This is a genomic window from Paenibacillus sp. FSL K6-1122 (assembly GCF_037977015.1).
GTDB classification, from domain to species: Bacteria; Bacillota; Bacilli; order Paenibacillales; family Paenibacillaceae; genus Paenibacillus; species Paenibacillus amylolyticus.
Genome location: NZ_CP150272.1, coordinates 321194 through 341934, shown reverse-complemented (window position 1 = coordinate 341934; position 20741 = coordinate 321194). Strand labels below are relative to the sequence as shown.

At 45.7% G+C, this 20741-nt stretch carries 23 protein-coding genes; 7 read left to right on the top strand and 16 right to left on the bottom strand.

The genetic code is table 11. From position 1 onward, the window contains the following. Positions 1-157: 157 nt before the first annotated feature. From NSQ20_RS01590 to NSQ20_RS01575, 4 genes are all read right to left on the bottom strand, one after another. The gene (locus NSQ20_RS01590) at positions 158-385 is read right to left on the bottom strand and encodes a cold-shock protein (protein ID WP_017691121.1); all 228 of its coding nucleotides are present in this window, start codon (positions 383-385) and stop codon (positions 158-160) included. A gap of 188 nt (positions 386-573) precedes the next feature. Continuing rightward, positions 574-774 carry a cold-shock protein gene (locus NSQ20_RS01585; protein ID WP_017691122.1) on the bottom strand — a complete coding sequence of 67 codons (201 nt, stop codon included), beginning with the start codon at positions 772-774 and terminating at the stop codon, positions 574-576. Between the two features lie 395 nt (positions 775-1169). Next, entirely contained in the window at positions 1170-1406 is a 237-nt protein-coding gene (locus NSQ20_RS01580) for a hypothetical protein (protein ID WP_076320400.1), read from the bottom strand. 150 nt (positions 1407-1556) lie between these two features. Beyond that, complete coding sequence (locus NSQ20_RS01575) at positions 1557-2345, bottom strand: CPBP family intramembrane glutamic endopeptidase (RefSeq protein ID WP_076320399.1); 789 nt, start codon at positions 2343-2345, stop codon at positions 1557-1559. A 304-nt stretch (positions 2346-2649) separates the two neighbouring features. Between NSQ20_RS01575 and NSQ20_RS01570 the strand changes: the two genes are divergently transcribed. Beyond that, positions 2650-3321, top strand: coding sequence for a phosphatase PAP2 family protein (locus NSQ20_RS01570; RefSeq protein ID WP_101315122.1), 672 nt, complete (start codon positions 2650-2652; stop codon positions 3319-3321). Between the two features lie 134 nt (positions 3322-3455). On the opposite strand, the gene NSQ20_RS01565 is transcribed toward NSQ20_RS01570, so the two are convergent. After that, the gene (locus tag NSQ20_RS01565; RefSeq protein WP_036607966.1) at positions 3456-4235 is read right to left on the bottom strand and encodes an AraC family transcriptional regulator; all 780 of its coding nucleotides are present in this window, start codon (positions 4233-4235) and stop codon (positions 3456-3458) included. 112 nt (positions 4236-4347) lie between these two features. Here NSQ20_RS01565 and pyk point away from each other — a divergent pair, with 112 nt between their 5' ends. Then, complete coding sequence (gene pyk / locus NSQ20_RS01560) at positions 4348-5763, top strand: pyruvate kinase (RefSeq protein WP_036607968.1); 1416 nt, start codon at positions 4348-4350, stop codon at positions 5761-5763. A 140-nt stretch (positions 5764-5903) separates the two neighbouring features. Here the strand turns inward: pyk and NSQ20_RS01555 are convergent, their stop codons facing one another. Continuing rightward, positions 5904-7433, bottom strand: coding sequence for a PAS domain-containing protein (locus NSQ20_RS01555; RefSeq protein WP_340031678.1), 1530 nt, complete (start codon positions 7431-7433; stop codon positions 5904-5906). A 177-nt stretch (positions 7434-7610) separates the two neighbouring features. After that, positions 7611-8060: an SRPBCC family protein gene (locus NSQ20_RS01550; protein ID WP_017691129.1), complete on the bottom strand. Its 450-nt coding sequence runs from the start codon at positions 8058-8060 to the stop codon at positions 7611-7613. A gap of 226 nt (positions 8061-8286) precedes the next feature. Here NSQ20_RS01550 and NSQ20_RS01545 point away from each other — a divergent pair, with 226 nt between their 5' ends. Continuing rightward, positions 8287-8826, top strand: coding sequence for an SUKH-3 domain-containing protein (locus NSQ20_RS01545; protein WP_076254912.1), 540 nt, complete (start codon positions 8287-8289; stop codon positions 8824-8826). After that, the gene (locus NSQ20_RS01540) at positions 8823-9560 is read left to right on the top strand and encodes a WecB/TagA/CpsF family glycosyltransferase (protein ID WP_340031677.1); all 738 of its coding nucleotides are present in this window, start codon (positions 8823-8825) and stop codon (positions 9558-9560) included. Before NSQ20_RS01545 ends, NSQ20_RS01540 begins: the two co-directional genes overlap by 4 nt. A gap of 94 nt (positions 9561-9654) precedes the next feature. On the opposite strand, the gene NSQ20_RS01535 is transcribed toward NSQ20_RS01540, so the two are convergent. After that, on the bottom strand, positions 9655-10188 hold the full coding sequence (locus NSQ20_RS01535; RefSeq protein ID WP_340031676.1) for an MOSC domain-containing protein: 534 nt from the start codon (positions 10186-10188) through the stop codon (positions 9655-9657). A gap of 265 nt (positions 10189-10453) precedes the next feature. On the opposite strand from NSQ20_RS01535, the gene NSQ20_RS01530 reads away from it, so the two are divergent. The 3 genes from NSQ20_RS01530 to NSQ20_RS01520 all read left to right on the top strand — a co-directional run bounded on the left by NSQ20_RS01530 (position 10454) and on the right by NSQ20_RS01520 (position 12346). Next, positions 10454-10810: a DUF1304 domain-containing protein gene (locus NSQ20_RS01530; RefSeq protein WP_036608019.1), complete on the top strand. Its 357-nt coding sequence runs from the start codon at positions 10454-10456 to the stop codon at positions 10808-10810. A gap of 76 nt (positions 10811-10886) precedes the next feature. Continuing rightward, positions 10887-11726, top strand: a complete 840-nt coding sequence (locus NSQ20_RS01525; RefSeq protein ID WP_340031675.1) for a DUF4261 domain-containing protein — start codon at positions 10887-10889, stop codon at positions 11724-11726. 260 nt (positions 11727-11986) lie between these two features. Beyond that, positions 11987-12346 (top strand): hypothetical protein, encoded by a 360-nt coding sequence (locus tag NSQ20_RS01520; protein ID WP_340031674.1) that lies wholly within the window; start codon positions 11987-11989, stop codon positions 12344-12346. 149 nt (positions 12347-12495) lie between these two features. Here the strand turns inward: NSQ20_RS01520 and NSQ20_RS01515 are convergent, their stop codons facing one another. The 8 genes from NSQ20_RS01515 to iolE form a co-directional block, all read right to left on the bottom strand. Continuing rightward, positions 12496-13005, bottom strand: coding sequence for a GNAT family N-acetyltransferase (locus NSQ20_RS01515; RefSeq protein WP_340031673.1), 510 nt, complete (start codon positions 13003-13005; stop codon positions 12496-12498). Beyond that, complete coding sequence (locus tag NSQ20_RS01510; protein ID WP_340031672.1) at positions 13002-13529, bottom strand: hypothetical protein; 528 nt, start codon at positions 13527-13529, stop codon at positions 13002-13004. The genes NSQ20_RS01515 and NSQ20_RS01510 overlap by 4 nt, the downstream gene beginning before the upstream one ends. A 332-nt stretch (positions 13530-13861) precedes the next feature. Further along, positions 13862-14869 carry a LacI family DNA-binding transcriptional regulator gene (locus tag NSQ20_RS01505; RefSeq protein WP_282319679.1) on the bottom strand — a complete coding sequence of 336 codons (1008 nt, stop codon included), beginning with the start codon at positions 14867-14869 and terminating at the stop codon, positions 13862-13864. A gap of 130 nt (positions 14870-14999) precedes the next feature. Further along, complete coding sequence (gene iolB / locus NSQ20_RS01500; RefSeq protein WP_074093115.1) at positions 15000-15806, bottom strand: 5-deoxy-glucuronate isomerase; 807 nt, start codon at positions 15804-15806, stop codon at positions 15000-15002. 112 nt (positions 15807-15918) lie between these two features. Continuing rightward, positions 15919-16971 (bottom strand): inositol 2-dehydrogenase, encoded by a 1053-nt coding sequence (gene iolG, locus NSQ20_RS01495; RefSeq protein WP_340031671.1) that lies wholly within the window; start codon positions 16969-16971, stop codon positions 15919-15921. Between the two features lie 69 nt (positions 16972-17040). Next, positions 17041-18516: a CoA-acylating methylmalonate-semialdehyde dehydrogenase gene (locus NSQ20_RS01490; RefSeq protein ID WP_256704413.1), complete on the bottom strand. Its 1476-nt coding sequence runs from the start codon at positions 18514-18516 to the stop codon at positions 17041-17043. A gap of 99 nt (positions 18517-18615) precedes the next feature. Further along, the gene (gene iolC, locus NSQ20_RS01485; RefSeq protein ID WP_076320393.1) at positions 18616-19626 is read right to left on the bottom strand and encodes a 5-dehydro-2-deoxygluconokinase; all 1011 of its coding nucleotides are present in this window, start codon (positions 19624-19626) and stop codon (positions 18616-18618) included. A 199-nt stretch (positions 19627-19825) separates the two neighbouring features. Further along, on the bottom strand, positions 19826-20728 hold the full coding sequence (gene iolE / locus NSQ20_RS01480; protein WP_127551649.1) for a myo-inosose-2 dehydratase: 903 nt from the start codon (positions 20726-20728) through the stop codon (positions 19826-19828). Between the last annotated feature and the right edge of the window lie 13 nt (positions 20729-20741).

Here is a 20741-nt window from a genome sequence, read left to right as displayed (position 1 = left end):
CACGTCAATTACACTATATTTTCTGTTAAAAAATGATACAAAAAAAGGCATTCGCCAAAACGAATGCCGGGAACTTCATATTTAATACCCTTACCTTCGCACAGGGTGTCTATTTAATCTTAAAAAAAAACACCTCGTTAGAGGCGGGTAAGCTATGTTAAATCCGATTTCCTTTAGGCATCGTTTTCAGATTACTATTCGAATTCTCAAGCAATGGTAGCATCCTAGTCGTGCTGACCATCTCAGAAGCACATATCGGACAAGTAGGTACGTTATCAAACGCAAAATTGTCCCGCATCCATCCTTTGCACGTATCACTCGTACATTCCCAGATTGCCGCATCAGCTTGTGGAATCTCTTCCAACGGTTTTTTGCGATTATACATGACTTCTACCCCCTTTGTTATGGAAAAACATCTAACCGACGTTATTTCACAGAAGCCTACACTTAGCGGAAGTTTCACGTCCCACCGGACTCCTGCCTCGTCAACTAATGGGTCGACTTTTATATAACTGATCAAAAAAAAGAAGCTGCCTTTACCATTTTAACATGTTAAAGGCAGCTATGCTTTAATTACAGTTTTACAACTTCTTCTGCTTGAGGACCACGGTTTCCTTGTACAATTTTAAATTGTACGCGTTGACCTTCGTCCAGAGTTTTGAAGCCGTCGCCTGTAATAGCGCTGAAGTGTACGAATACATCTTCTCCGCCTTCAACTTCGATGAAACCGAAGCCTTTATCAGCGTTGAACCATTTTACTGTTCCGTTTTGCATGTGAATTACACCTCCAAATAAAAATTAACATGTTCCTTTGTTCTTTGCAGCAAGCAAATAAAAATTCACACATTGAAAAAGGTACCAGTCATAAACCTATAAGTGATCGCCCTTTACAATATATGAATTAGGTTTTCCACTCTCTACAACTTGTTTTTATTATAACTCCAATTCAGCAAAAAAGCAAATCTTTGTATTTTCTTTTCAAACAGCTTTGGAAATACATGTTATTAACACGCGCGGGGACAGGGTTTATCACACTTATGTGTGTGGCCGCTTATGTACGGTCTTATGAAAGGATATGCAGATCTAATCCATCTTATACATTTTTTATATAACATTCTGACATGCATATCCAACACAACCAATGAATCATCTTACTCCAGTATAACACACTATGTCCATGCCCACATAAATGCATCCCGATCCCAGGCGATCTGCCCACGATGAAGCTTTCGGAAAGCTTTCTTCACTTCCTTGGACAATGATGTATTGCCGTTCTCGTTCACAAAAACAAACTCTTCACCAAAATGGATTTTCACATATTCTATGGCAGCTTCCTGATGAAGTGTTCCTGTGAATTTAATCTCCTGTACCATCCATTCTGCTACGCCTTGTGCTGTCTTCTCCACAATATCACCTACTGTCTGAATCTAATGTACGGATAGGCAGACCTCGTATCATGAACATATCTGTCTTCCCGCCAGACTGAAGTATACCATGATCCAACTGCTGACGGGAAACTGTATGATAACTACTTTCAAGCAATACCCGCAATACCCTTAATGAACAACCGTATTCGCTTGCTCACTCCCTTTGGATGGAATAGACGAATTTGTTCGAATGCTCCACACTAACCATGCACAGTAAGCAATCAGTACTGCCAGTATAAACAGATCGTAAGGAAGTGTACCTGTGTCCTCCAGATCATTCCCTAGAAATTGAATCAGATTATGTATGAAATGAAACAATATAAGCGGTACGATATTTAAGTTCTTCAGCATCAATAACGCCAGTACAGCTCCCAGGAGCAGCGCATAGATCAATTGTATGATCGTATCCGTCGTATCCTGACCAGACAATGCGTTCAATAGATGTGTGATGGAAAACAAGATGCTGGAGGTCACAACTGCGGCCACTGCACTTTTTCGAAGCAATATTTTGAAAATAAGCCCCCGATAGATCGTTTCCTCAACAAAAGCTACGAGCAAGGTAAAAAAGATGAAAAAGGCTACTCGTGACAAGCTCAGCTCCCCAAATCCTTTCAGGGTAAGTGTACCCAGTACAAGGAGTAGTGGAATATAATACTTTGCGTGGCCAGCCGGGATACTTCGCAAAGATCGGAAGCCAGTCTCTCCCCACTTGCGTCTTAACGTCAGATAGATCATCAGAACAATGGCAATGGGTGTAAAAGAAATGAGTACAGGGGAAGTGTAGTCCAGTTGTTTTATCGTTGCAATGGCCCCTGCTGCAAATACGGCTAACAGAAGAAGCAGCTCAATAATCACAACGGTGAGCACAGGTTTGCGCTTGGAAAAGGAATGTTTTGGCTTGGATTGCGCATTAATCATACATTTACCTACCTCGTTTCATTTATGTTCTCCGTTGTCATAAGAACTTATATGCCAATATAGTTGTATCACATCATCCGTATATTGAATATTCCTATTATGGATAAAACTATAAAAGTAACAAAAAAGAGACTTATCCTGACTGCTTTTCCCCTAAAATCAGGTATGGCTTATACCTTTATCTGTCCATTATAGTATTACAAGAGTTCAATGCTGCAGGGGTGTGGCGACTCTTCAGCGTCTTATATCTATGAAGTACCCATAACGATAGTTTCACAATGCATAATGAAATCAGGGGGATACTATGAAAGCATTCTTTCAGCGCTGGGGGCATTTACTGGCTATTCTGTGCATACCGCTCCAAGGCTCCATTTACGTATTTCTAGGCAGCAACACCGGAAGTGATGTCTTCTACAATTATGCTTGGATTGACACACAGATTCCTTTTCTCAAAGAATTTATTTATCCGTACATTAGCTGGATGCCCATTCTGTATCTTGGATTTCTCTATCTGGGTCTGACGAACAAGTCCCTATTCTGGCGTACGTTGATTACCTATAATGTTGGTGTCATGGCTGCCAATGTCTGTTTTGCGGTGTTTCCTACCCATGTCCCGCGCCCGGAGATCGGCGGAACTGATCTGAGCAGCGTGTTAGTACAGTTTATCTATACCAATGATGCGCCCTTCAACTGTTTCCCAAGTGTTCACGTTCTGACCAGCTACTTGCTGTTTATTGTGATCAACAGACACTTGAACTTTAAGCCTTTGGCACGGATTTCTTGGTCGGCATGGCTGTGGTTGATTATTGCTTCAACGGTGTTTGTAAAACAGCATTCCTTGCTGGACATCGCTGGAGGCATTTTGTTTGCTGAGGGAGCGTATTGGACTGTACATGTCTTTGCTCTTCGTCTTGGGCAGGCACGAAAAAAAGGCAAGCAGCCACTCACAGCTTCTAACCCCAGCAGTCATGTATAACGACATTTATATAAGTAACAGGTGGGATGATGATCATGCTATACAGCAAAAGAGGGCCTAGGCCCTCTTTTTTTGTACTCATTTAATTAAACCTACTTATATAGAAGAACTTTATTTGGGTTGGACTACGCGTTTCACGCTATAGGTGGTCGTTCATGAAGAAGGTCAGACGGTGGACTTCCGGTTATACGTTTGAATATGCGGTAAAAATAAGACAGGTCCCGGTAGCCGAGAAATTCGGCAATTTCCTGGATGGAGAGTTGTGACTCAGTGAGCAGATATATGGCTCGTTTCATCCGTTGATCATGGACATATTGACTGATGGTCTGATTTGTCATGCTTTTGAATAATGCGGCAGCATAATTGGGAGTTTTATTGATCTCGTCCCCGAGTTCTTCCTTCGTCACTTTCTCCCGATAATGCCGCTCAATATATCGCTTCATCCGTTCAACATGATTATGCCTCTCCGGCGGGATAACTCCACGATCAAGCTCCCTGTTCATATAAATCAACACTTCCATCAATAAGGCTTGGCTCATCATGACATAATAAGACGGACGCTCCTGCCATTGTTGATAAATAGCGCTCATGCGTTGATGGATCAGCTCATAACATCCAGGTTTATGCCGCAAAGCCTCATACCGTTCCAGTGCAGGCAGAGTTTCAGTATGGTCGCGTTGCAGTTGAATTACAATCTGTGTGTGCGTTACTGTAGGAATACTCTTGCCGTAATATGGGGTACCACCTGGAATGAGGAGCAATTCACCCTTTTCCATGATCTGTTTATCACCGTTCACCCAATATACACATTTTCCATAAGTAACCAAACTAAGCCGCCAAGTTTCTTGAGATTGCACAGCTTCTTCGTACCAACCGACACCATTAATATGTCGTACTTCAAGTGGAGTGACCATAACACACCTCATTATCGGACTATACTCTAATCATTGTACTATAGTTCATACCCTGATTCGACAGAAAACGCTACAATACACATATAAGCTTAAATATGAGGAGGAAATTAGCATGTTAAAAACAAAAATTATTTGTACCATGGGACCTGCTTGTGACTCAATCGAATTGTTAAAAGTAATGATTCAGGAAGGTATGACCGTTGCCCGTCTGAACATGGCTCATGGCGAACTGGAAGATCACGTTACACGCATTAACAATATCCGCAAAGCAGCTTCCGAACTGAACACCTATATACCGATCATGATGGACATCAAAGGGCCGGAAGTACGTATCGGTAAACTGAAAGAAGCATCCTGCCATCTGCAAGCGGGTAAAGAACTGATCCTGACTACCGAAGAAATTCTTGGTGACGCTGAGCGTATCTCGGTAAACTATCCAGAACTGAACCTCGTTGTGAAACCTGGCGATCGTATCCTCATCGATGATGGCCTTGTGGATCTGACTGTACTGTCTGTGGAAGGATCCGATATCCATTGTAAAATCATCAGTGGCGGCATTCTGAAACCACGCAAAGGGGTTAACTTGCCAGGAATCAAAACGACATTGCCAGGTGTAACCGAGCGTGACGTTATGCACATCGGATTTGGGATCGAAAACGATATCGAAATTATCGCAGCATCCTTTGTTCGTAAAGGTGATGACATCCGTGAAATCCGCAGCATTCTGAAAGAACGCGGTGTAGATCACGTACAGATCATCTCCAAAATCGAAAACCAGGAAGGTATGACCAACCTGGACGATATTATTGAAGCATCTGACGGCATCATGGTAGCTCGTGGAGATCTCGGGGTTGAAGTTCCGATCGAAGACGTACCAATGATGCAAAAAGAAATGATCGATAAATGTAACCGCGCGGGTAAACCAGTTATCGTAGCTACACACATGCTGGAGTCCATGCAAGTGAACCCACGCCCTACTCGTTCCGAAGTTAGTGACGTGGCCAATGCTGTACTTCAAGGTGCTGACGTTGTGATGTTGTCCGGTGAATCAGCTGCTGGTAAATATCCGGTACAATCCGTGCGCACGATGGCTGCTGTTGCTCGCCGTGCTGAAACAATGATCGATTACAAAGAGCAATTCGCACAAAAATCGGCTCAACAGATCGCTGATATTACTGAAGTTATCAGTCAGGGCGCTGTAAGTTCTTCCCTCGTACTGAATGCAAAAGCAATCATCACTTCGACTGAGAGTGGATTCACAGCACGTATGATCTCCAAGTATCGTCCAAAAGCACCAATCATCGCAGTTACACAACATGAAGAAGTATTGGCGAAAATCTGCCTGCTCTCAGGTGTCATTCCGGTTATGGGCGACAAAGTAACGACAACGGATGAAATGTTCGAATCGGCTACGCGTAACGCAATCAAAACTGGTTACATTGAAAAAGGTGACATCATTGTATTGTCCGCTGGTGTTCCAATCGGTCAATCCGGTAATACAAACCTGATCAAAGTTCAACAAGTTTAATTCAATAGCTGAAACTGAAGCTATACATTTTAGCTATAAAATAGAAATACAAAAAACCACCGGGAGCAGAAATGCTTCCCGGTGGTTTTTTGTTGATGTTGTTGCCAATGATCGTTATGTTACAACAAACGGCTTCGAGATTATAGATTCCTCGAGTAATTAACCAGATCCTGTGACATGGTGTTGATCTCATCCATTGAAGCATTCACCTGTTGTGTCAGAGCAGCTTGATTTTGCGTTAACGTGGACATATTACCGATGTGCTCAAGAATCTGATCAATCAATGTTTTCATTTTCTGCATGCTATCTTCGATATTTACTGTGGCCTCCGAACTGTGATCAGCCAGTTTCCGCACTTCACCTGCAACGACGCCAAATCCCAGTCCCAGCTCTCCCGCTCGTGCAGCTTCAATGGCTGCATTCAACCCCAGCAGATTGGTCTGACTGGCAATCTCTCGAATAAACACGGTGATATTCTTCGTATCATCTGCACTGCTTTTCACTTGAATGGCCGCATCGGCGGATAACTCCTGTGCAGTAACCAGATCCTGTGCCTGATCGGTGATCGAGTTGATTCCACGTACCATCTCGCCAATGGACTCCGACAATTGTTTTGTTTTCAGATTCATGGCCTCCACGATCTGTTCCTTATTCTTCTCATGGGTAACATCTCGAATGGTTCCAGCTACACGGAGTGGTACTCCATCCTGATCCCGAATGGTCTCCCCACCCGCGTGATACCACCGATACTCCCCGTCTTTGCGCTGCAGACGATAATCCAGATCGTACGGCGTACGACCACTGTAATCGTTCATGTGTCTGGCAAATTCGTTGATCGTCCGATCATGGTCTTCCGGATGAAGTCGGCTGCTCCAGCTGCTGAACACATTCGGGAAATCCTGCTCGTCTTTAAACCCTAACTCTTTACGGAACTGGGGTGACCACCAAAATTCATTGTTTGGATTAACTACATCTCCAGCCACAACGGTCATATCCCACGGTGCCTCCACCAAGGCGCGGTTAACCAGATCATATCGGGTGACGAGTGCTTCCAGCTCATCAGACTTGCTCTTCTCCTCATGAATATCAAACATGATGCCCAGAAGTTTGACCGGAACTCCAGCCTGATTTCGGATGACTTGTCCAAGGCATCGGAACCAGCGAATTTCTCCACTTTTTGTAATCATACGGCTGATGACGTTATAGGCAGTTGTTGCTTTTGTGTCATTCACATGTTTCATAATCTCCTGCACCAGTTGGGGTCTGTCATCCGGATAGATCGATTTCGCCCAGCTTGCAAATGAATCGGGATAATCCTTGGCATTATGGAAGCCTAACATTTGGCGGAATTCATTCGAAAATGAAACGATATTATTGTTATCCAGTGGATCACCGGCAACAATTTCAGATTCCCATAATCCCACATTCATTGCCTGATTCAGCATTCTAAGGCGCATTTCCACGTCTTCGTTTTGAGCTTTCATCATATGTACTGCTTTTTTGATATTACTAGCTATTTCATCAGTATCCTGAAACTCAATGCCATCTTCGATCCATGTGTCATAGTTGCCCTTTTCTGCGTTTGCTACCAGTTTACGACTATACTCCAATAATTTCTGATGAGTATCTGTACGAAGGTGTTTGGTCGATTCAGTACGTTTACGAAACATGCTCATTTCTCCTCTTAGCTCATATGATATATATTTCGACATTATCAGACATTAAGTGTAGAGCAATGGTCTTAATTTTGTATAAAAACAAGAACCAGCGCTGAAACAGCACTGGTTCTTATATTAATTGCCTTTATTTTTTATGAAAATAAATCTTAAATGACTACCTCTTCCCAACTACCAGCCAAAATTCAGTGTTTTCCCCGTCTCCACCCAAGTTTTGATGCTGCTTAGAATCATCCACCAGCTGCTCTGTGCATTCGCAATGGAAGGATGGTTATCTGTAAATTGATCGTTGATCAGCGTCAGCTTCGTACACTCACCTACCGTTTCCAACTGGAAGACCACTCTGGATTGAAGCTCGGCATGATTCGCATGGTACGACGGTCCAGGATGCTCCTGATAACTAAGTCTGGACAACGGTTCAAATTCCAATATATCTCCATACACATGGACAGTCTCCGCACCATCATTGCCCGGTCCTACATAAGCAAACGGCTGACCTGGTTGGAAATTGGTGCGAAGTTCGCTGCCGAAAAAGCTGTTCCGAGTGCCGTCTGGTGATATTAAAGCATTCCACACCTCTTCCAGTCCTGCATTGATATAGAATTCATATTTCAGTTCCATGGACTCACTCCCTTTATGTATTGGATAAGCGATCTGCCAACCTCGCACTCCTATCCTATCGTTATACCCCAAAGGCCGTATTGTAAAAACGCGACAACAGGTAAAATATAAGCTCTTTATGTTTTCGGGAATGTAATACCATAATCCAAATGGATTGCGCCCATATAGTGCTTTCCCAGAAGATCAGATATACTAAACTGGAATGAAATAACAGGAGTTGTTCAATATGACTGGAACGTCACAATCCTCATTGTTACCCTATCAACAAATGATTCAGTTGCTGCAGAAAGCGGGTTGGTATGAGAACCGATGCGTTGACATCTCGGCATACATAGAGCAGTGCCCTACATCCGCAGATTTATTTCCGGCTGCCCGATCGTTTCTAGAAGAGTTTTGGGGAATAGATGAAATTATATATTTTAAATACTATAGCCACATCTCTGGGGAAGTGCTGGCTGAAAGCCCCTGGCATGAATATGAAGTTCATTTTATTCCGAATGCTGAAGAGACACTACGTTGTTCCACAGAGATGCATTCGATCTTGAAATACGCTAATGAAGATTGTTATTGTCTTGGATTAACCGGATACTACTATTCCGCAGTCACAGCCATTGGCCGTTCGGGCAAACTGTATCTGTTACACGACTATGATCCAAACGTACATGCATTCGATAATCTGATTGACAGTATGATACATGAACTTCACATGCATAAGCTTGTTCCCCATTCACTCATGGGATGGAATCAGAAAGGAAATGAGATATGAGCCAATCAACGAATATTATGGGCATCCCTTTTCCCAATGTAACGATGGATCAAACCGTTGCGATCCTTGATAAAGTCGTAGATCAGGAAAGTACTGAACTATTCCATGTCATCACAGGTAATCCCGAGATTGTTATGTCCTGTCAAAAGAATGCCTCTCTTCGGAAAGTCGTCGATCAAGCCGGGTTGGTCACAGCTGACGGTGCTGGCATTGTGATGGTATCCCGTTTTCGGGGCGGTCAATTGACTGAACGGGTAACCGGTTGTGATCTGCTGTTTCGTTTATTAGAGGAAGGCAATCAAAAACACTGGTCATTCTACCTGTTGGGAGCAGAGGAAAGTGTCAGTGAAGAGGCCGTGAAAGTTATTGCGCAACACTACCCCGGAGTTATCGTAAAAGGTAGACACCATGGTTACTTCCAGGCAGATGAGGAACAACAGATTGTGGAAGAGATTTGTACTGCTCAACCAGACTTTCTTATCGTGGCTCTTGGCGCCCCCCATGCGGAACACTGGATTAACAAGTATCGCCACCAGTTGAACGCTCGTGTAGCCATAGGTGTTGGAGGCAGTCTCGATATCGTGGCTGGCAAAACCAAACGTGCCCCTGCGATATGGCAGAAGCTTAACCTGGAATGGCTCTATCGCCTCCTCAGTCAACCTTCGAGATGGCGCAGGCAACTCGTTTTACCCCGCTTTGCTGTGCGGGCATTGTTGTTCAGAGAACCTAAATAATGTGAGATGAGCAGTACACCAGAGGAATACTTACACTCTAGACATCCCCATGGTGAGCGCCGAGGGCTGATCAATTAGAAAACTGTCCTGAAAATCAGGACAGGCGAATGACTTCTATGGTATCCCCCGAGTGAATTACACCTTCCCGTTCAACCGAGCATACAATCCCACGTTTTTTGCGAGCCGCAGGCACGAATTTTTTGCGCAAACCGTCCTGTTCATAGAATTGTTCAATCATTTTTCCCGGATGTACACAGGGAAGGTTCTCCCCTTCACATATTAACCCTGTCCCGTTTGGAAATAGGAGCCGCGTTCCAGCAGGTAGTTCCGTCAATCGATCAATGCCACGGACCAGTATATTGGCACCAAGCCACTCTGGACGTACTTCAGGAATGTTCATTTTCTCAGCAATAAGAGCACATTCTTCCTCAGACACAATACTGATCTGGCGGCGATTCGCAATCGGTGTGCCACGCTTGTAGATTTTCTGACGTGAGTCCGCCGGACGAAGCAGACCATAATGACGGTCACCCGGAATTCCTGCAAGCTCAATGTCGATAAAAGGTACAACTCGGGTCACAAATGTGGATGGATCATCAGCCAACATGACGAATTGAACTGTTCCCATAGTAATCTCCTCCCTTTCCTGAGCAATATTACTTCTTTATTGTTCATTATTACCCAATGAATGGATTGTCGACAATCGGCGTATGCTTACCTTTGTAACCATTTTTTAATTTCAACATCATAACTCAACTGGAAAACGAAAATGATTTTAATAATACGCAATTAAATTGTTACAAATTAAATTTGCTCTTTCCGTTCTTGTTGCAAACACTTATACTAGGATGGACAAGTAAATAAATTACATATCAGAAAGCAAGGTGTTTCCTTTGATTAGTATCATTTTTGTAGCTCTTGTAGCTGTCGAACACTTCTATATCATGGTGATGGAGATGTTTATGTGGACTCGTCCACGCACAATGAAAACCTTTAATCTCACGCCGGAATTCGCCAAATCCACCAAATCTCTCGCGGCCAATCAAGGTCTTTACAATGGATTTCTTGCGGCAGGTCTGATCTGGGGACTCGTATATCCGGATGCTGCCGTTGGACAGCATATTCAGATTTTCTTCCTGGCGTGTGTGATTATCGCGGCTCTTTATGGAGGAGCAACTTCTTCACGGTCGATCATTATCAAACAAGGTTTGCCTGCGATCATTGCATTGTTGCTCGTTCTGTTCCTGTAATTTCTGTCGAATGGTGCATTGCTTCGATTCATGTTAACTCCTTTATGGTAAGGTAGTGAATAGATAGCAGTGTACAATGACCAGAATCGTTCTGGAATTGGAAGGAGAACATGTCATGGGATTGTTTGACAAGCTTCGGCGGCGCAAAAAGGAGAAAGTACCTGCAGGTGGTGCTGTCGAATCGACGAATTACAGTGAAACCATCGTGGGTTTTGTCCTGCTGGAGCGTGACGATTGTGATTTTGACCTTTTCATCAGGAACATGAAGAACGAATGGGATATCGAGATTGAAGAACGCCCGGAGGAGGGCAATCTCTTTTTCGAAGTGAATGGGATGCAGGTGGTATGTGCTCACATTGCTGTGCCTGTGCCTGACCGTGAAGTTGAGGAGAATGCCAAACTCAACATCCTTTGGCGAGAAGCGGAGCAAGTTACCTCACGGCACCAGTCTCAGATTATTGTCTCTGTTCTGAACGCAACAAATGCTATTGAGGGACATGTTCTGTTCACTCAAACAGCGAGTGCCTTGTTACAGTTGGATCACGCACTGGCCATATACATGGCCCCACTTGTTGTTGAAGCCAGTCAATATGTTGAAACCAGCCGTGGGATCAAACATGATGAGTTGCCAGTCTCGCTCTGGATTTTCATCGGATTATTCCAAAATGCCGAAGGCGCTTCAGCTTACACTTACGGACTACGTAACTTTGGTAAAGAAGAGATGGAGATTATGCAATCGTCGGAGTCCTTAAGCGATGTATTTGAGATGATGTTCATGACCACAACGTATGTGGTTGAGAACGACGTCACACTGCATGATGGGGAAACACTAGGCTTCTCGGCAGAACAAAAGCTGAGCATTTCCCTTTCCAAAGGTGTAGCAACGGAAGGTAACAGTTTGAAGATTGGCTTCTAATTTACGTAGGATTTTCAATTTATCATGTTACAGTTATAGAGGCCGTCTGGAGTTCATTCTCTGGGCGGCTTTTAGCTATTTAACCTTCCTTCCAATGACGATAAGATAACAATCCCTGAATTTAACTTCCCTAGGAATAAGTAGTCCATAAGAACCACTATATTGTGAATTCAGTTTTCATTCTCGCTATAAAAAGGTATAATTAATAGGCTTATAGTCTCATATATTACATATTATTTTATTATCGAGGAGTTGCCTACATGTCTGTTAGACGTTTGGATTCAACTAAACCTATTATTGAAATTATCTGGGAAGGTATTGTTTCCCCTGAACATGTCGAACAAACGAATACAGAAATTCAGAGAATAGCTGAACAATTGGGAAATTCGTTTGATGTGCTAGTAGATATGCGGAACATGAAGGCTTTCCCTCAGGATACCAAAGAGAAAATTGTGGAGCATCAGAAATTACTGACACAGTGGGGTATGCAGCGAGCCAGTGTAGCCGTAGGTGGTGCGATCGCCAAAATGCAATTGAATCGGATCTCCAAAGAGTCGGCGCACCAGACTGAATTCCAATGGGAAACGTATGACGAGGCTTTGGCATTTTTGTTGAAATAATATTGAAGTGCTACGGACTTAGTATAATAAGAGAGATACCGATGCTGTACATGGCACACAGAAAGAGGCGTTCCCCATGAGGAAGCGCCTTTTCTTTTGCAGTTCCACGTGGTTTACTCAGTTTTGCCAGTGATCCGAACGCTCATCATTTAAGATTCAAGTTTACTTACACGCACCATCGTTACTGATGTACCATTTAGGGACTCCTCCACAAATCCTAACCGCTTATATAAGCGAATCGCTTGGTTATCCGGGTCAACACTGAGCGAGACTGCTGCAATTCCCCGCCGTTCAACCTCATCTAATGCGGTCTGAAGCAGTAAGGTACCTACTCCTTTTCCACGTGCATCTTCCGTTACAGCCATCCCCATCTCTGGCGTAGCTGCATTCACATAACCGTATCCCGCATTCTGATCCGTATAGAATCTTAATGTTATTGAACCTAGTCTCTTGCCCTGCTGGTCAACTGCAACATACCCGAGATCCCCTTCTCTTCCCCAGTCTTCAACGTATTTGGACAGTCCGGGAGTATGAATACTTTCGATTGGAAAAGGTTCATCACCTTCTCTTCTATGCAGGGATGCGTATAACATCTCCCACAGGAAAGGAATATCCTGTTCTTCAATAGGGCGTACATAATAGTTGGATATTATGGTCATGTTTGCTCCTCCTTCAGCTTTCCAAAAAGGCGGTCCATCTCATTCAGATTAATCTCATTGGTAATCTCGTAGTCCTCAAGTTGGTCTCTCGTTTTCGCCTCATTGTAGATGGAGATGGACTTATCATTATAAAACGTCAATCCGAATCCATCGGTAAAGCGACCTTCTTTATTAATGGTAAGTCGCCACTCATAGTAGTGCGGATTCCTTTCGGAAACGTCGAATTCCCGTACTCTTTTAAGTTCAACATCCTTTAATAACTTCAGCATGTCTCTAATCTCTTTGGGATCTGTAATCGTTATTTCATCATCTTCATTATACGATTCATTGTTGGAAATTTTCCTAATCGTCAGTCGATCCAATGTATCCAGCATCGTCATATGATCGGTAACCTCTGCTCGAAACGTCGTATGTTTGCTGGGGATATACATAGTATATTGACCAGAGGTATACATACGTACTGCAATAGCTAAAAAAACAATAATCATGGCGATACCCATAATCATCTTGATTCGTTTAATCATCCCAATCCCCTCTCTAGATCTACATAAAACATATAAATTGGTAATTATTGATATTTTCCAGTATAACATCTCACTCCTTCTGTTCCAATGTCATTTCTTATCTCTGGTCCCTCAATTACGATGACGTTTTTGGGCTACACTAAAATTGGAACATTTAAATGAACAAGCCGCGTTCTCCCATAGGGTGAACGCGGCTTGTTTGTTACTTTGTTATATTGTTTTATTACCTATTTAGAACGAGGTAAGACGATAACACTTATCCCGAGCCATGAATATGACACACGTAGACTTGGCCTCACATCTGTTCAGCGTACGCCGAAAACTATTTGTTTTCAGCTCAATACACGACCTGCTGATTCTCGGATAACCAGCTCAGGCTTCAGCACAATCTTCTGTGGCTCTTTTTGTTCATCCTTTAACTCTTCAATCAACAGATCTACAGCGCGATGTCCCAATTCTTCAATTGGCTGGGCAACGGTCGTAAGCGGTGGACTGGTTACCGAAGCCAGAATGGTATTATCAAACCCGATAATCGACACATCCTCTGGCACGCGTAGCCCCAGCTCTTTGGCTGCCTGAAGTGCACCAATGGCCTGAATGTCATTACAACAGAACAAACCTGTCGGGTGATCCTTCTCACCGAGCAGCAGTAACGCCTCTTTTTTGGCCGAGCTCAGGTCAGCTGCCGATTCTCGGATTTGATTCGGTTCCAGCGTATGGCCTGCCTTAATCAGTGTTTCACGGAATCCACGTACACGTTCCTGACTGCTGCTGACTTTGGACGGTTCCGACAGAACCGCTACACGGGTGTGCCCCAGTTCAAGCAAATGCTCCGCTGCGAGTGCTCCGCCAATTATGTCGTCAATGGTGACTGTATGAACCGACAGGGATGGCATATGACGGGCAATCAGAGCAACAGGGATGGACTGCTGCAAGAGGGGTGACAAAATTTCTGCATTATCGATCCCGGTTCCGATCATCATTCCATCTACCCTTTTTTGCTGAAGCAGATTCAGATAACGCTCTACCCGCTCGTCCTTATTATCCGTACTGCATATGACCACGCTGTAACCCAATTGACGGCTTCGATCCTCCACGGCTCTTGCGAGTTCTGCGAAATACGGGTTTGAGATGTCCGGTACGAGCAGCCCCAATGTATACGTCTGCTTCCCTGTAAGTGCAGCTGCGATCGCACTGGGTTGATAATGAAGGCGTTCCATGATCTCCATAATCTCGGCGCGCCGCTTCTCACTGATCTTACCTTTGCCATTAATGACCTGCGAGACGGTTGCAATGGATACACCCGCCTCGCGTGCTATATCGTATATGGTTGCTTTCATTGTTTTTTCCCCATTTGTGCTATATATAAATTTCGTTATACATAGATAATTGTTCTCTTCTTCTCATTATGCAGGGGGAAGTCTGCATACGCAACTTGAAGCCAGCACAATGTGCGTAGCATGAACTGTTTTACTTTTTCATCAACCACTCATGGTCAGGATCGTTATGGAATTTCCAGGTCCGGGTTGGTCCAGCCATCACGTTCAGATAGTAGACCTCATACCCCGGAGGAGCGCCTACCGGATGATATCCGTCCGGAACAAGCACCACTTCACCGTTTTTCACTGCTAGCGTCTCGTCCACAGAACGATCATCCGTGTATATACGCTGAATGGCAAACCCCTGCTCAGGCTGTACACGGAAATAATACGTTTCTTCCAGCAAAGATTCATCCGGGAGTGCGTCCCGATCATGCTTATGTGGCGGGTAACTTGACCAATGCCCATCTGGCGTGAATACCTCAACAACGAGCAGACTGTCCGCTTCCTTTTGTTCCGGCAAAATGTTGTGAATCTGGCGTTCCAGATTGCCATATCCTCGTGCCTCAACCCCTACATCTTCGGGTGCAATGAGACGAGCCGGGTACGTGCCTTTACCGGGTGCAACACATATAGCGATTTCCAGTTCGGTACGTGCTGTGATCTGTACTTGATCGGAAGTTGAGACGTAGACCGAGTACGGAGGTATTTTCTCGAAAACACTCATTCTTTTTCCGATATTATCCCATGTGTGCTCCCGGGTACTTACATTGGCGAAACCGCTGAGAAGCACCACACAGAGTTCCTGATCACCGCTCTCACGGGTTAGCGTCTCCCCCTCCGCCAGCTTCGCTACCTGAAAGCCAACATATTCCCACCCCGCCGACTCCGGTGTTACATTTATAAGTGTACCGTCTCCCTCCGGGTTCACCACGGGTTTCACAATACGTTCTGACATCTTGCCATCCACTCCTTTCTGTATTCGTTCACAACAACCTGATACTTATAAAAAAACAAAAACTTGGACCATTCTTGCGCTCTATTAGAAAAAAGTGACTTTAATCATCCACCTATGGCGTTGCCGTTTGCGATTCCAGTGACACCCCAGGGACTTCACTCAGCTTCACAGGTCTTCCCCGCTCCATGGACAGTTTTGCTGCCAGCGCAATTCGTTCTGCCTGTACTGCATCGTTGCCATCTACGATAACCGGTTTATCATGAATGATCGCATCGATAAAGAGGGCTGTCTCCTGCACATACGCTTCATTGTAGCGTTCCAGGAAAAAATGTAACGGTTTGTCGCGCATAAGCCCGGCCGCTGTACTGATCTCAGCCGTATTTGGATGATCATTCGCCGCTGCGGCGCTGCCCTTCGAGCCAAATACTTCAACACGCTGATCGTATCCGTATACTGCCTGACGGCTGTTATCAATAACACCAATCGCTCCATTGGCAAAAGTCATCGTTACAATCGCTGTATCCACGTCACCATGTTCCGCAAAGACCGGATTGATCAGCACGTTGCCCTGAGCGTACACTTCTTCCACTTCACTCCCGGACAGATAACGGGCCATGTCAAAATCGTGGATCATCATGTCCATGAAGATCCCGCCAGACACCCGGATGTACTCCGCAGGAGGCGGACTCGGGTCGCGAGACGTAATTTTGATAATATGTGGATCACCAATCGTACCATCCTGCACATGCGCACGTATCCGTCTGAAATTGTGATCGAAGCGGCGGTTAAATCCAATTTGCAGCTTCACGCCAGCCTTCTGAACTGCCGCTACCGCCGCTTGGGTCTGTGCCAGATCCATGCTGACTGGTTTCTCGCAGAAGATATGTTTGCCCGCCTGGGCGGCCTGTTCGATCAGCGGCACATGTGTATCAGTTGAAGAACAGATCAGCACCGCGTCTACATTAGGCATCGAGATCAACTGGCTACTATCCGTTGTTACAACAGGGATGCCACGGTCGGAGGCCCAAGCCTCCAATTCAGGACCTGCAAACAAGTCACTGATTCCCACAATCTCGGCATGCGGGTTACGCAGGAGATTGTCTGCATGAATTTTGCCGATCCGTCCAGCACCGATGATGCCAATTCTCACTTTGTCCTTGCCCATTCCGTTATCCTCCCTATGTGCGTCCATATGGGCTGGGCGTTCCCCTTAGCCCGAGTGATGCTCTGGTTGTTACCAGCGCGCCGTTACCATCTTCTTGCGAGTGTAGAATTCAACACCATCCGTACCATTGGCATGTAGATCACCATAGAAGGACTTTTTCCAACCGGAAAACGGGAAAAATGCCATTGGTGCAGGTACGCCCAGGTTAATACCCAACATGCCCGCATCAATCGTTTCACGGAATTGACGCATACTCGCTCCGCTGCGGGTGAACAGACACGCCCCGTTGGCAAAGTCGGAACGGTTCGCCAGCTCAACGGCTTCCTCCAGCGTAGACACTCTTGCCACCGAGAGTACCGGAGCAAAGATCTCATCCTGCCAAATTTTCATATTGCTATCAACTTGGTCGAATACCGTAGGCCCTACAAAATAACCGGATTCACCTGTCGCCTGATCCTTACGTCCATCCCGAATCAATGCCGCACCTTCCTGCTCTCCGGCTTCAATGTAACTGAGTGTACGCTCTTTATGTGGTCCACGGATGACAGGACCGAGGAACACGCCCTCATCCATGCCGTTACCAATGCTAATGCGGTCTGCAGCTTCCACCAGCTTTTGTACCAGTTCGTCAGCCACATCACCCACAGCCACAACAACCGCACATGCCATGCAACGTTCCCCTGCTGAGCCAAAGGCTGCACTGGTAATCTCTTTCACGGTTAGATCCAGATCGGCGTCCGGCATAACGATGGAGTGGTTTTTGGCACCAGCCAGTGCCTGTACCCGTTTGCCATGCTTGGATGCAGTGGTGTAGACGTATTCAGCTACAGGTTGTGATCCGACAAAGGAGATCGCTTGAACATCCTTATGTTCCAGCAACCCGTTCACGACATCATGCGCACCGTGAACGATGTTGAGCACACCGTCAGGAAGCCCCGCTTCCTTGAACAGCTCTGCCAGGCGGCCTGCCAGCAGCGGTGTGCGCTCGGACGGCTTCAAGACAAAGGTGTTACCACACGCAATAGCCAGCGGGAACATCCAGCACGGCACCATCATCGGGAAGTTGAATGGGGTAATCCCCCCAATTACACCGATTGGGTAGCGGTACATGCCCGACTCCAGTCCTGTAGCGATGTCAGGCAGTTGTTTGCCCATCATCAGATTCGGGGCACCAGCCGCGAACTCGACGCATTCAATGCCACGCAATACCTCGCCATACGCTTCGGCATAACTTTTACCGTTCTCCAGCGTTACCAGGCGGGCGAGCTCCTCCCAATGTTCAACCAGCAACTGCTGGTATCGGAACAGAATACGTGCACGGCGTGGAACCGGTGTGCTGCTCCAGGATTTGAACGCTTCTCGTGCTGTCTGAACCGCCAGATCCACGTCCGCTTGTTCGGACAATGGCACATGTGCAATAACCTCTTCTGTAGCCGGATTCACCACTGGCTCCGTGCGAGTTGACGCTGGGGTTACCCAGGCACCTCCGATCCAGTTTTGTACCATTGTCGCTGTTGCAGACGCTTCAGAAATTCCTTTTCCCATAGCCCTGTCTCCCTTCGCTTATGTGTGATCCCTTATGTTGAACTTATATGATTGATGTTGATCTGTATGAGTGTGTTATTCAAAGTATTGCAACGAGCTTCAAGACACGGTGATCTCGCCCCGATTGCAACGTTCAATGTAGTCATTTACCTGTTCGACCGTTGGCATTGCATCCGAACAGCTGTGGCTCGAAATGACGATACTTGCTGCGCCACTGCCATACGCCATACTGCGCTCAATTGTCCAGCCCTGCATCAATCCATACAGGAACCCAGCCGCATAGGAATCGCCTGCGCCGAACGTTTTGACCACTTTTGCCGGATAGCTGTCCGCGCGGTGGGAAAGCCCTTCACGCGTATAAGCAATGGACCCTTCCTTGCCGTGTTTGATTACAACGATATTCGCTGAGAAATCAAACCATTTCTGCGCAGTCACCTGATCGCTATGATCCGGATTGTGATCGAATGTCTCCATCATGTCGAACTCTTCACGTGTGCCGAGGATGATATTGCATTTCTCGGCTGCAAGGTTGTAATAGACCGCTGTCTCTTCATCTGATGTCCATGTGTATGGGCGATAGTCCAGATCAAACACAATAACTGTGCCATGTTTTTTTGCATACGTTAGTGCCTGTAATACGGCTTCACGGGATGGGCTCTGCGCGAGGGCTGTGCCTGAGATTAGCAGCACTTTGGAGTCAGCAATCAACTGCTCTTGTACCTCTTGCGCCTGTAATAACAAATCCGCTACATTGTCCCGGTACATCAGGATACTGCAATCCGTTGGGCTTTTAATTTCGGTAAAAGCAAGCCCTGTCACCGCTCCAGTGTCATCTGTAACTACATTTGATGTGTCGATGCCGTTCTTCTCCAAATAACTCTGGATGAATCTGCCCATCTGGTCACCCGCGATCTTACCGATAAAAGCCGTCTCCATACCCAGTCTGGACATGCCAATCGTAATATTGGCCGGAGAGCCGCCAACATACTTTGTGAACGTCATCGTCTCTTCCATCGGGCGATTGATCTCATTGGCGTTCAAGTCGATGCACAAGCGACCAATGGCGGTGAAATCCTTCTTCCTGGATACGGGAAAGGATACGTAAGTCATTGCATGTGAGCCCCTTTCTGTAGTGGGATTTTACATGTTGTATATGGATATCTAGACTAGTTACTCATTCCATCGTAAGAACTCGTAAACGGCTAGAGTAAGTCAGTTTTATTTTCCAATCGTAACTTTATACTCTTGCTGGCCTTCTTCTTTTTTCGCTTCATAGGTGTGGCCTCTGACCGCTACAATGCTAAACGAATCAGCTGTGTTGGTATAACGACTCCATATAGTTCAAAGATCGCTTCGCATACTCATATGGGTTATGAATCGCAGGGTCCTGCTCTCCTTCAAGCATCGCCCAGCCATCGTACCCTCGTGTGATCAGTTCTTGTAGAATTGGTGCAAAATCAATGCATCCATCGCCTGGTACAGTGAACACTCCTCTACGAATACAGCCGACAAAGTCAGATTGCTCCGCGCGTGCTTCATCCAGCACATGCGGGCGGATATCTTTCAGATGGATATAGGCGATCCGATCATAATGTTTGCGCAACAGTTCAAGCGGATCGGCTCCGCCATAATAGGCATGACCAGTATCATAGAGCAGATACACGAGAGAAGGGTCTGTCAGCTCCATCAGTCGATCAATCTCATCCGGTTGCTCTACCACTGTGCCTCCATGATGATGGTACGTAAGCTTCAACCCATGTTCACGGGCAATGGCTCCTGCTTCATTCAATCCTTCAGCGAGGATATGCCATTCAGATTCGCTGAGTCTAAGCACTTCTTTTTCATTCGGTGTCCGTCTTGGATCAAAATGAAGTGACCCGCCTACCTCCGCCGTACTGATCACCTTACTGCCCATGGATTGCAGAAATTCCGCATGTCTGCGATAACTGTCCAGCTCCGACTGACGATACGCCGGATCGGAGAATAGCACCGATTTCCACTGGGAGACCAGCTTGATATTCCTTTTACTCAATTCCTCACGCAATATAGCAGGATCAGTTGGATATTTACGTCCCATCTCTGTACCTGTCAGCCCAAGACGCTGAATGTCATCCAGAATCTGCGCACATGTTGTCGCATCACCATGCTCCTTCACATCTTCACCGACCCAATTGATCGGATGAATCCCAAGCTGGAATGGCAGCTTGCTCATTGCCCCACGTCTC

Bases quoted from the DNA above. Each gene is read 5' to 3' on its own strand.
- NSQ20_RS01590 (WP_017691121.1), bottom strand. From the start codon at position 385: ATGTATAATCGCAAAAAACCGTTGGAAGAGATTCCACAAGCTGATGCG.
- NSQ20_RS01585 (WP_017691122.1), bottom strand. From the start codon at position 774: ATGCAAAACGGAACAGTAAAATGGTTCAACGCTGATAAAGGCTTCGGT.
- NSQ20_RS01575 (WP_076320399.1), bottom strand. From the start codon at position 2,345: ATGATTAATGCGCAATCCAAGCCAAAACATTCCTTTTCCAAGCGCAAA.
- NSQ20_RS01570 (WP_101315122.1), top strand. From the start codon at position 2,650: ATGAAAGCATTCTTTCAGCGCTGGGGGCATTTACTGGCTATTCTGTGC.
- NSQ20_RS01565 (WP_036607966.1), bottom strand. From the start codon at position 4,235: ATGGTCACTCCACTTGAAGTACGACATATTAATGGTGTCGGTTGGTAC.
- pyk (WP_036607968.1), top strand. From the start codon at position 4,348: ATGTTAAAAACAAAAATTATTTGTACCATGGGACCTGCTTGTGACTCA.
- NSQ20_RS01555 (WP_340031678.1), bottom strand. From the start codon at position 7,433: ATGTTTCGTAAACGTACTGAATCGACCAAACACCTTCGTACAGATACT.
- NSQ20_RS01550 (WP_017691129.1), bottom strand. From the start codon at position 8,060: ATGGAACTGAAATATGAATTCTATATCAATGCAGGACTGGAAGAGGTG.
- NSQ20_RS01545 (WP_076254912.1), top strand. From the start codon at position 8,287: ATGACTGGAACGTCACAATCCTCATTGTTACCCTATCAACAAATGATT.
- NSQ20_RS01540 (WP_340031677.1), top strand. From the start codon at position 8,823: ATGAGCCAATCAACGAATATTATGGGCATCCCTTTTCCCAATGTAACG.
- NSQ20_RS01535 (WP_340031676.1), bottom strand. From the start codon at position 10,188: ATGGGAACAGTTCAATTCGTCATGTTGGCTGATGATCCATCCACATTT.
- NSQ20_RS01525 (WP_340031675.1), top strand. From the start codon at position 10,887: ATGACCAGAATCGTTCTGGAATTGGAAGGAGAACATGTCATGGGATTG.
- NSQ20_RS01520 (WP_340031674.1), top strand. From the start codon at position 11,987: ATGTCTGTTAGACGTTTGGATTCAACTAAACCTATTATTGAAATTATC.
- NSQ20_RS01515 (WP_340031673.1), bottom strand. From the start codon at position 13,005: ATGACCATAATATCCAACTATTATGTACGCCCTATTGAAGAACAGGAT.
- NSQ20_RS01510 (WP_340031672.1), bottom strand. From the start codon at position 13,529: ATGATTAAACGAATCAAGATGATTATGGGTATCGCCATGATTATTGTT.
- NSQ20_RS01505 (WP_282319679.1), bottom strand. From the start codon at position 14,869: ATGAAAGCAACCATATACGATATAGCACGCGAGGCGGGTGTATCCATT.
- iolB (WP_074093115.1), bottom strand. From the start codon at position 15,806: ATGTCAGAACGTATTGTGAAACCCGTGGTGAACCCGGAGGGAGACGGT.
- iolG (WP_340031671.1), bottom strand. From the start codon at position 16,971: ATGGGCAAGGACAAAGTGAGAATTGGCATCATCGGTGCTGGACGGATC.
- NSQ20_RS01490 (WP_256704413.1), bottom strand. From the start codon at position 18,516: ATGGGAAAAGGAATTTCTGAAGCGTCTGCAACAGCGACAATGGTACAA.
- iolC (WP_076320393.1), bottom strand. From the start codon at position 19,626: ATGACTTACGTATCCTTTCCCGTATCCAGGAAGAAGGATTTCACCGCC.
- iolE (WP_127551649.1), bottom strand. From the start codon at position 20,728: ATGAGCAAGCTGCCATTCCAGCTTGGGATTCATCCGATCAATTGGGTC.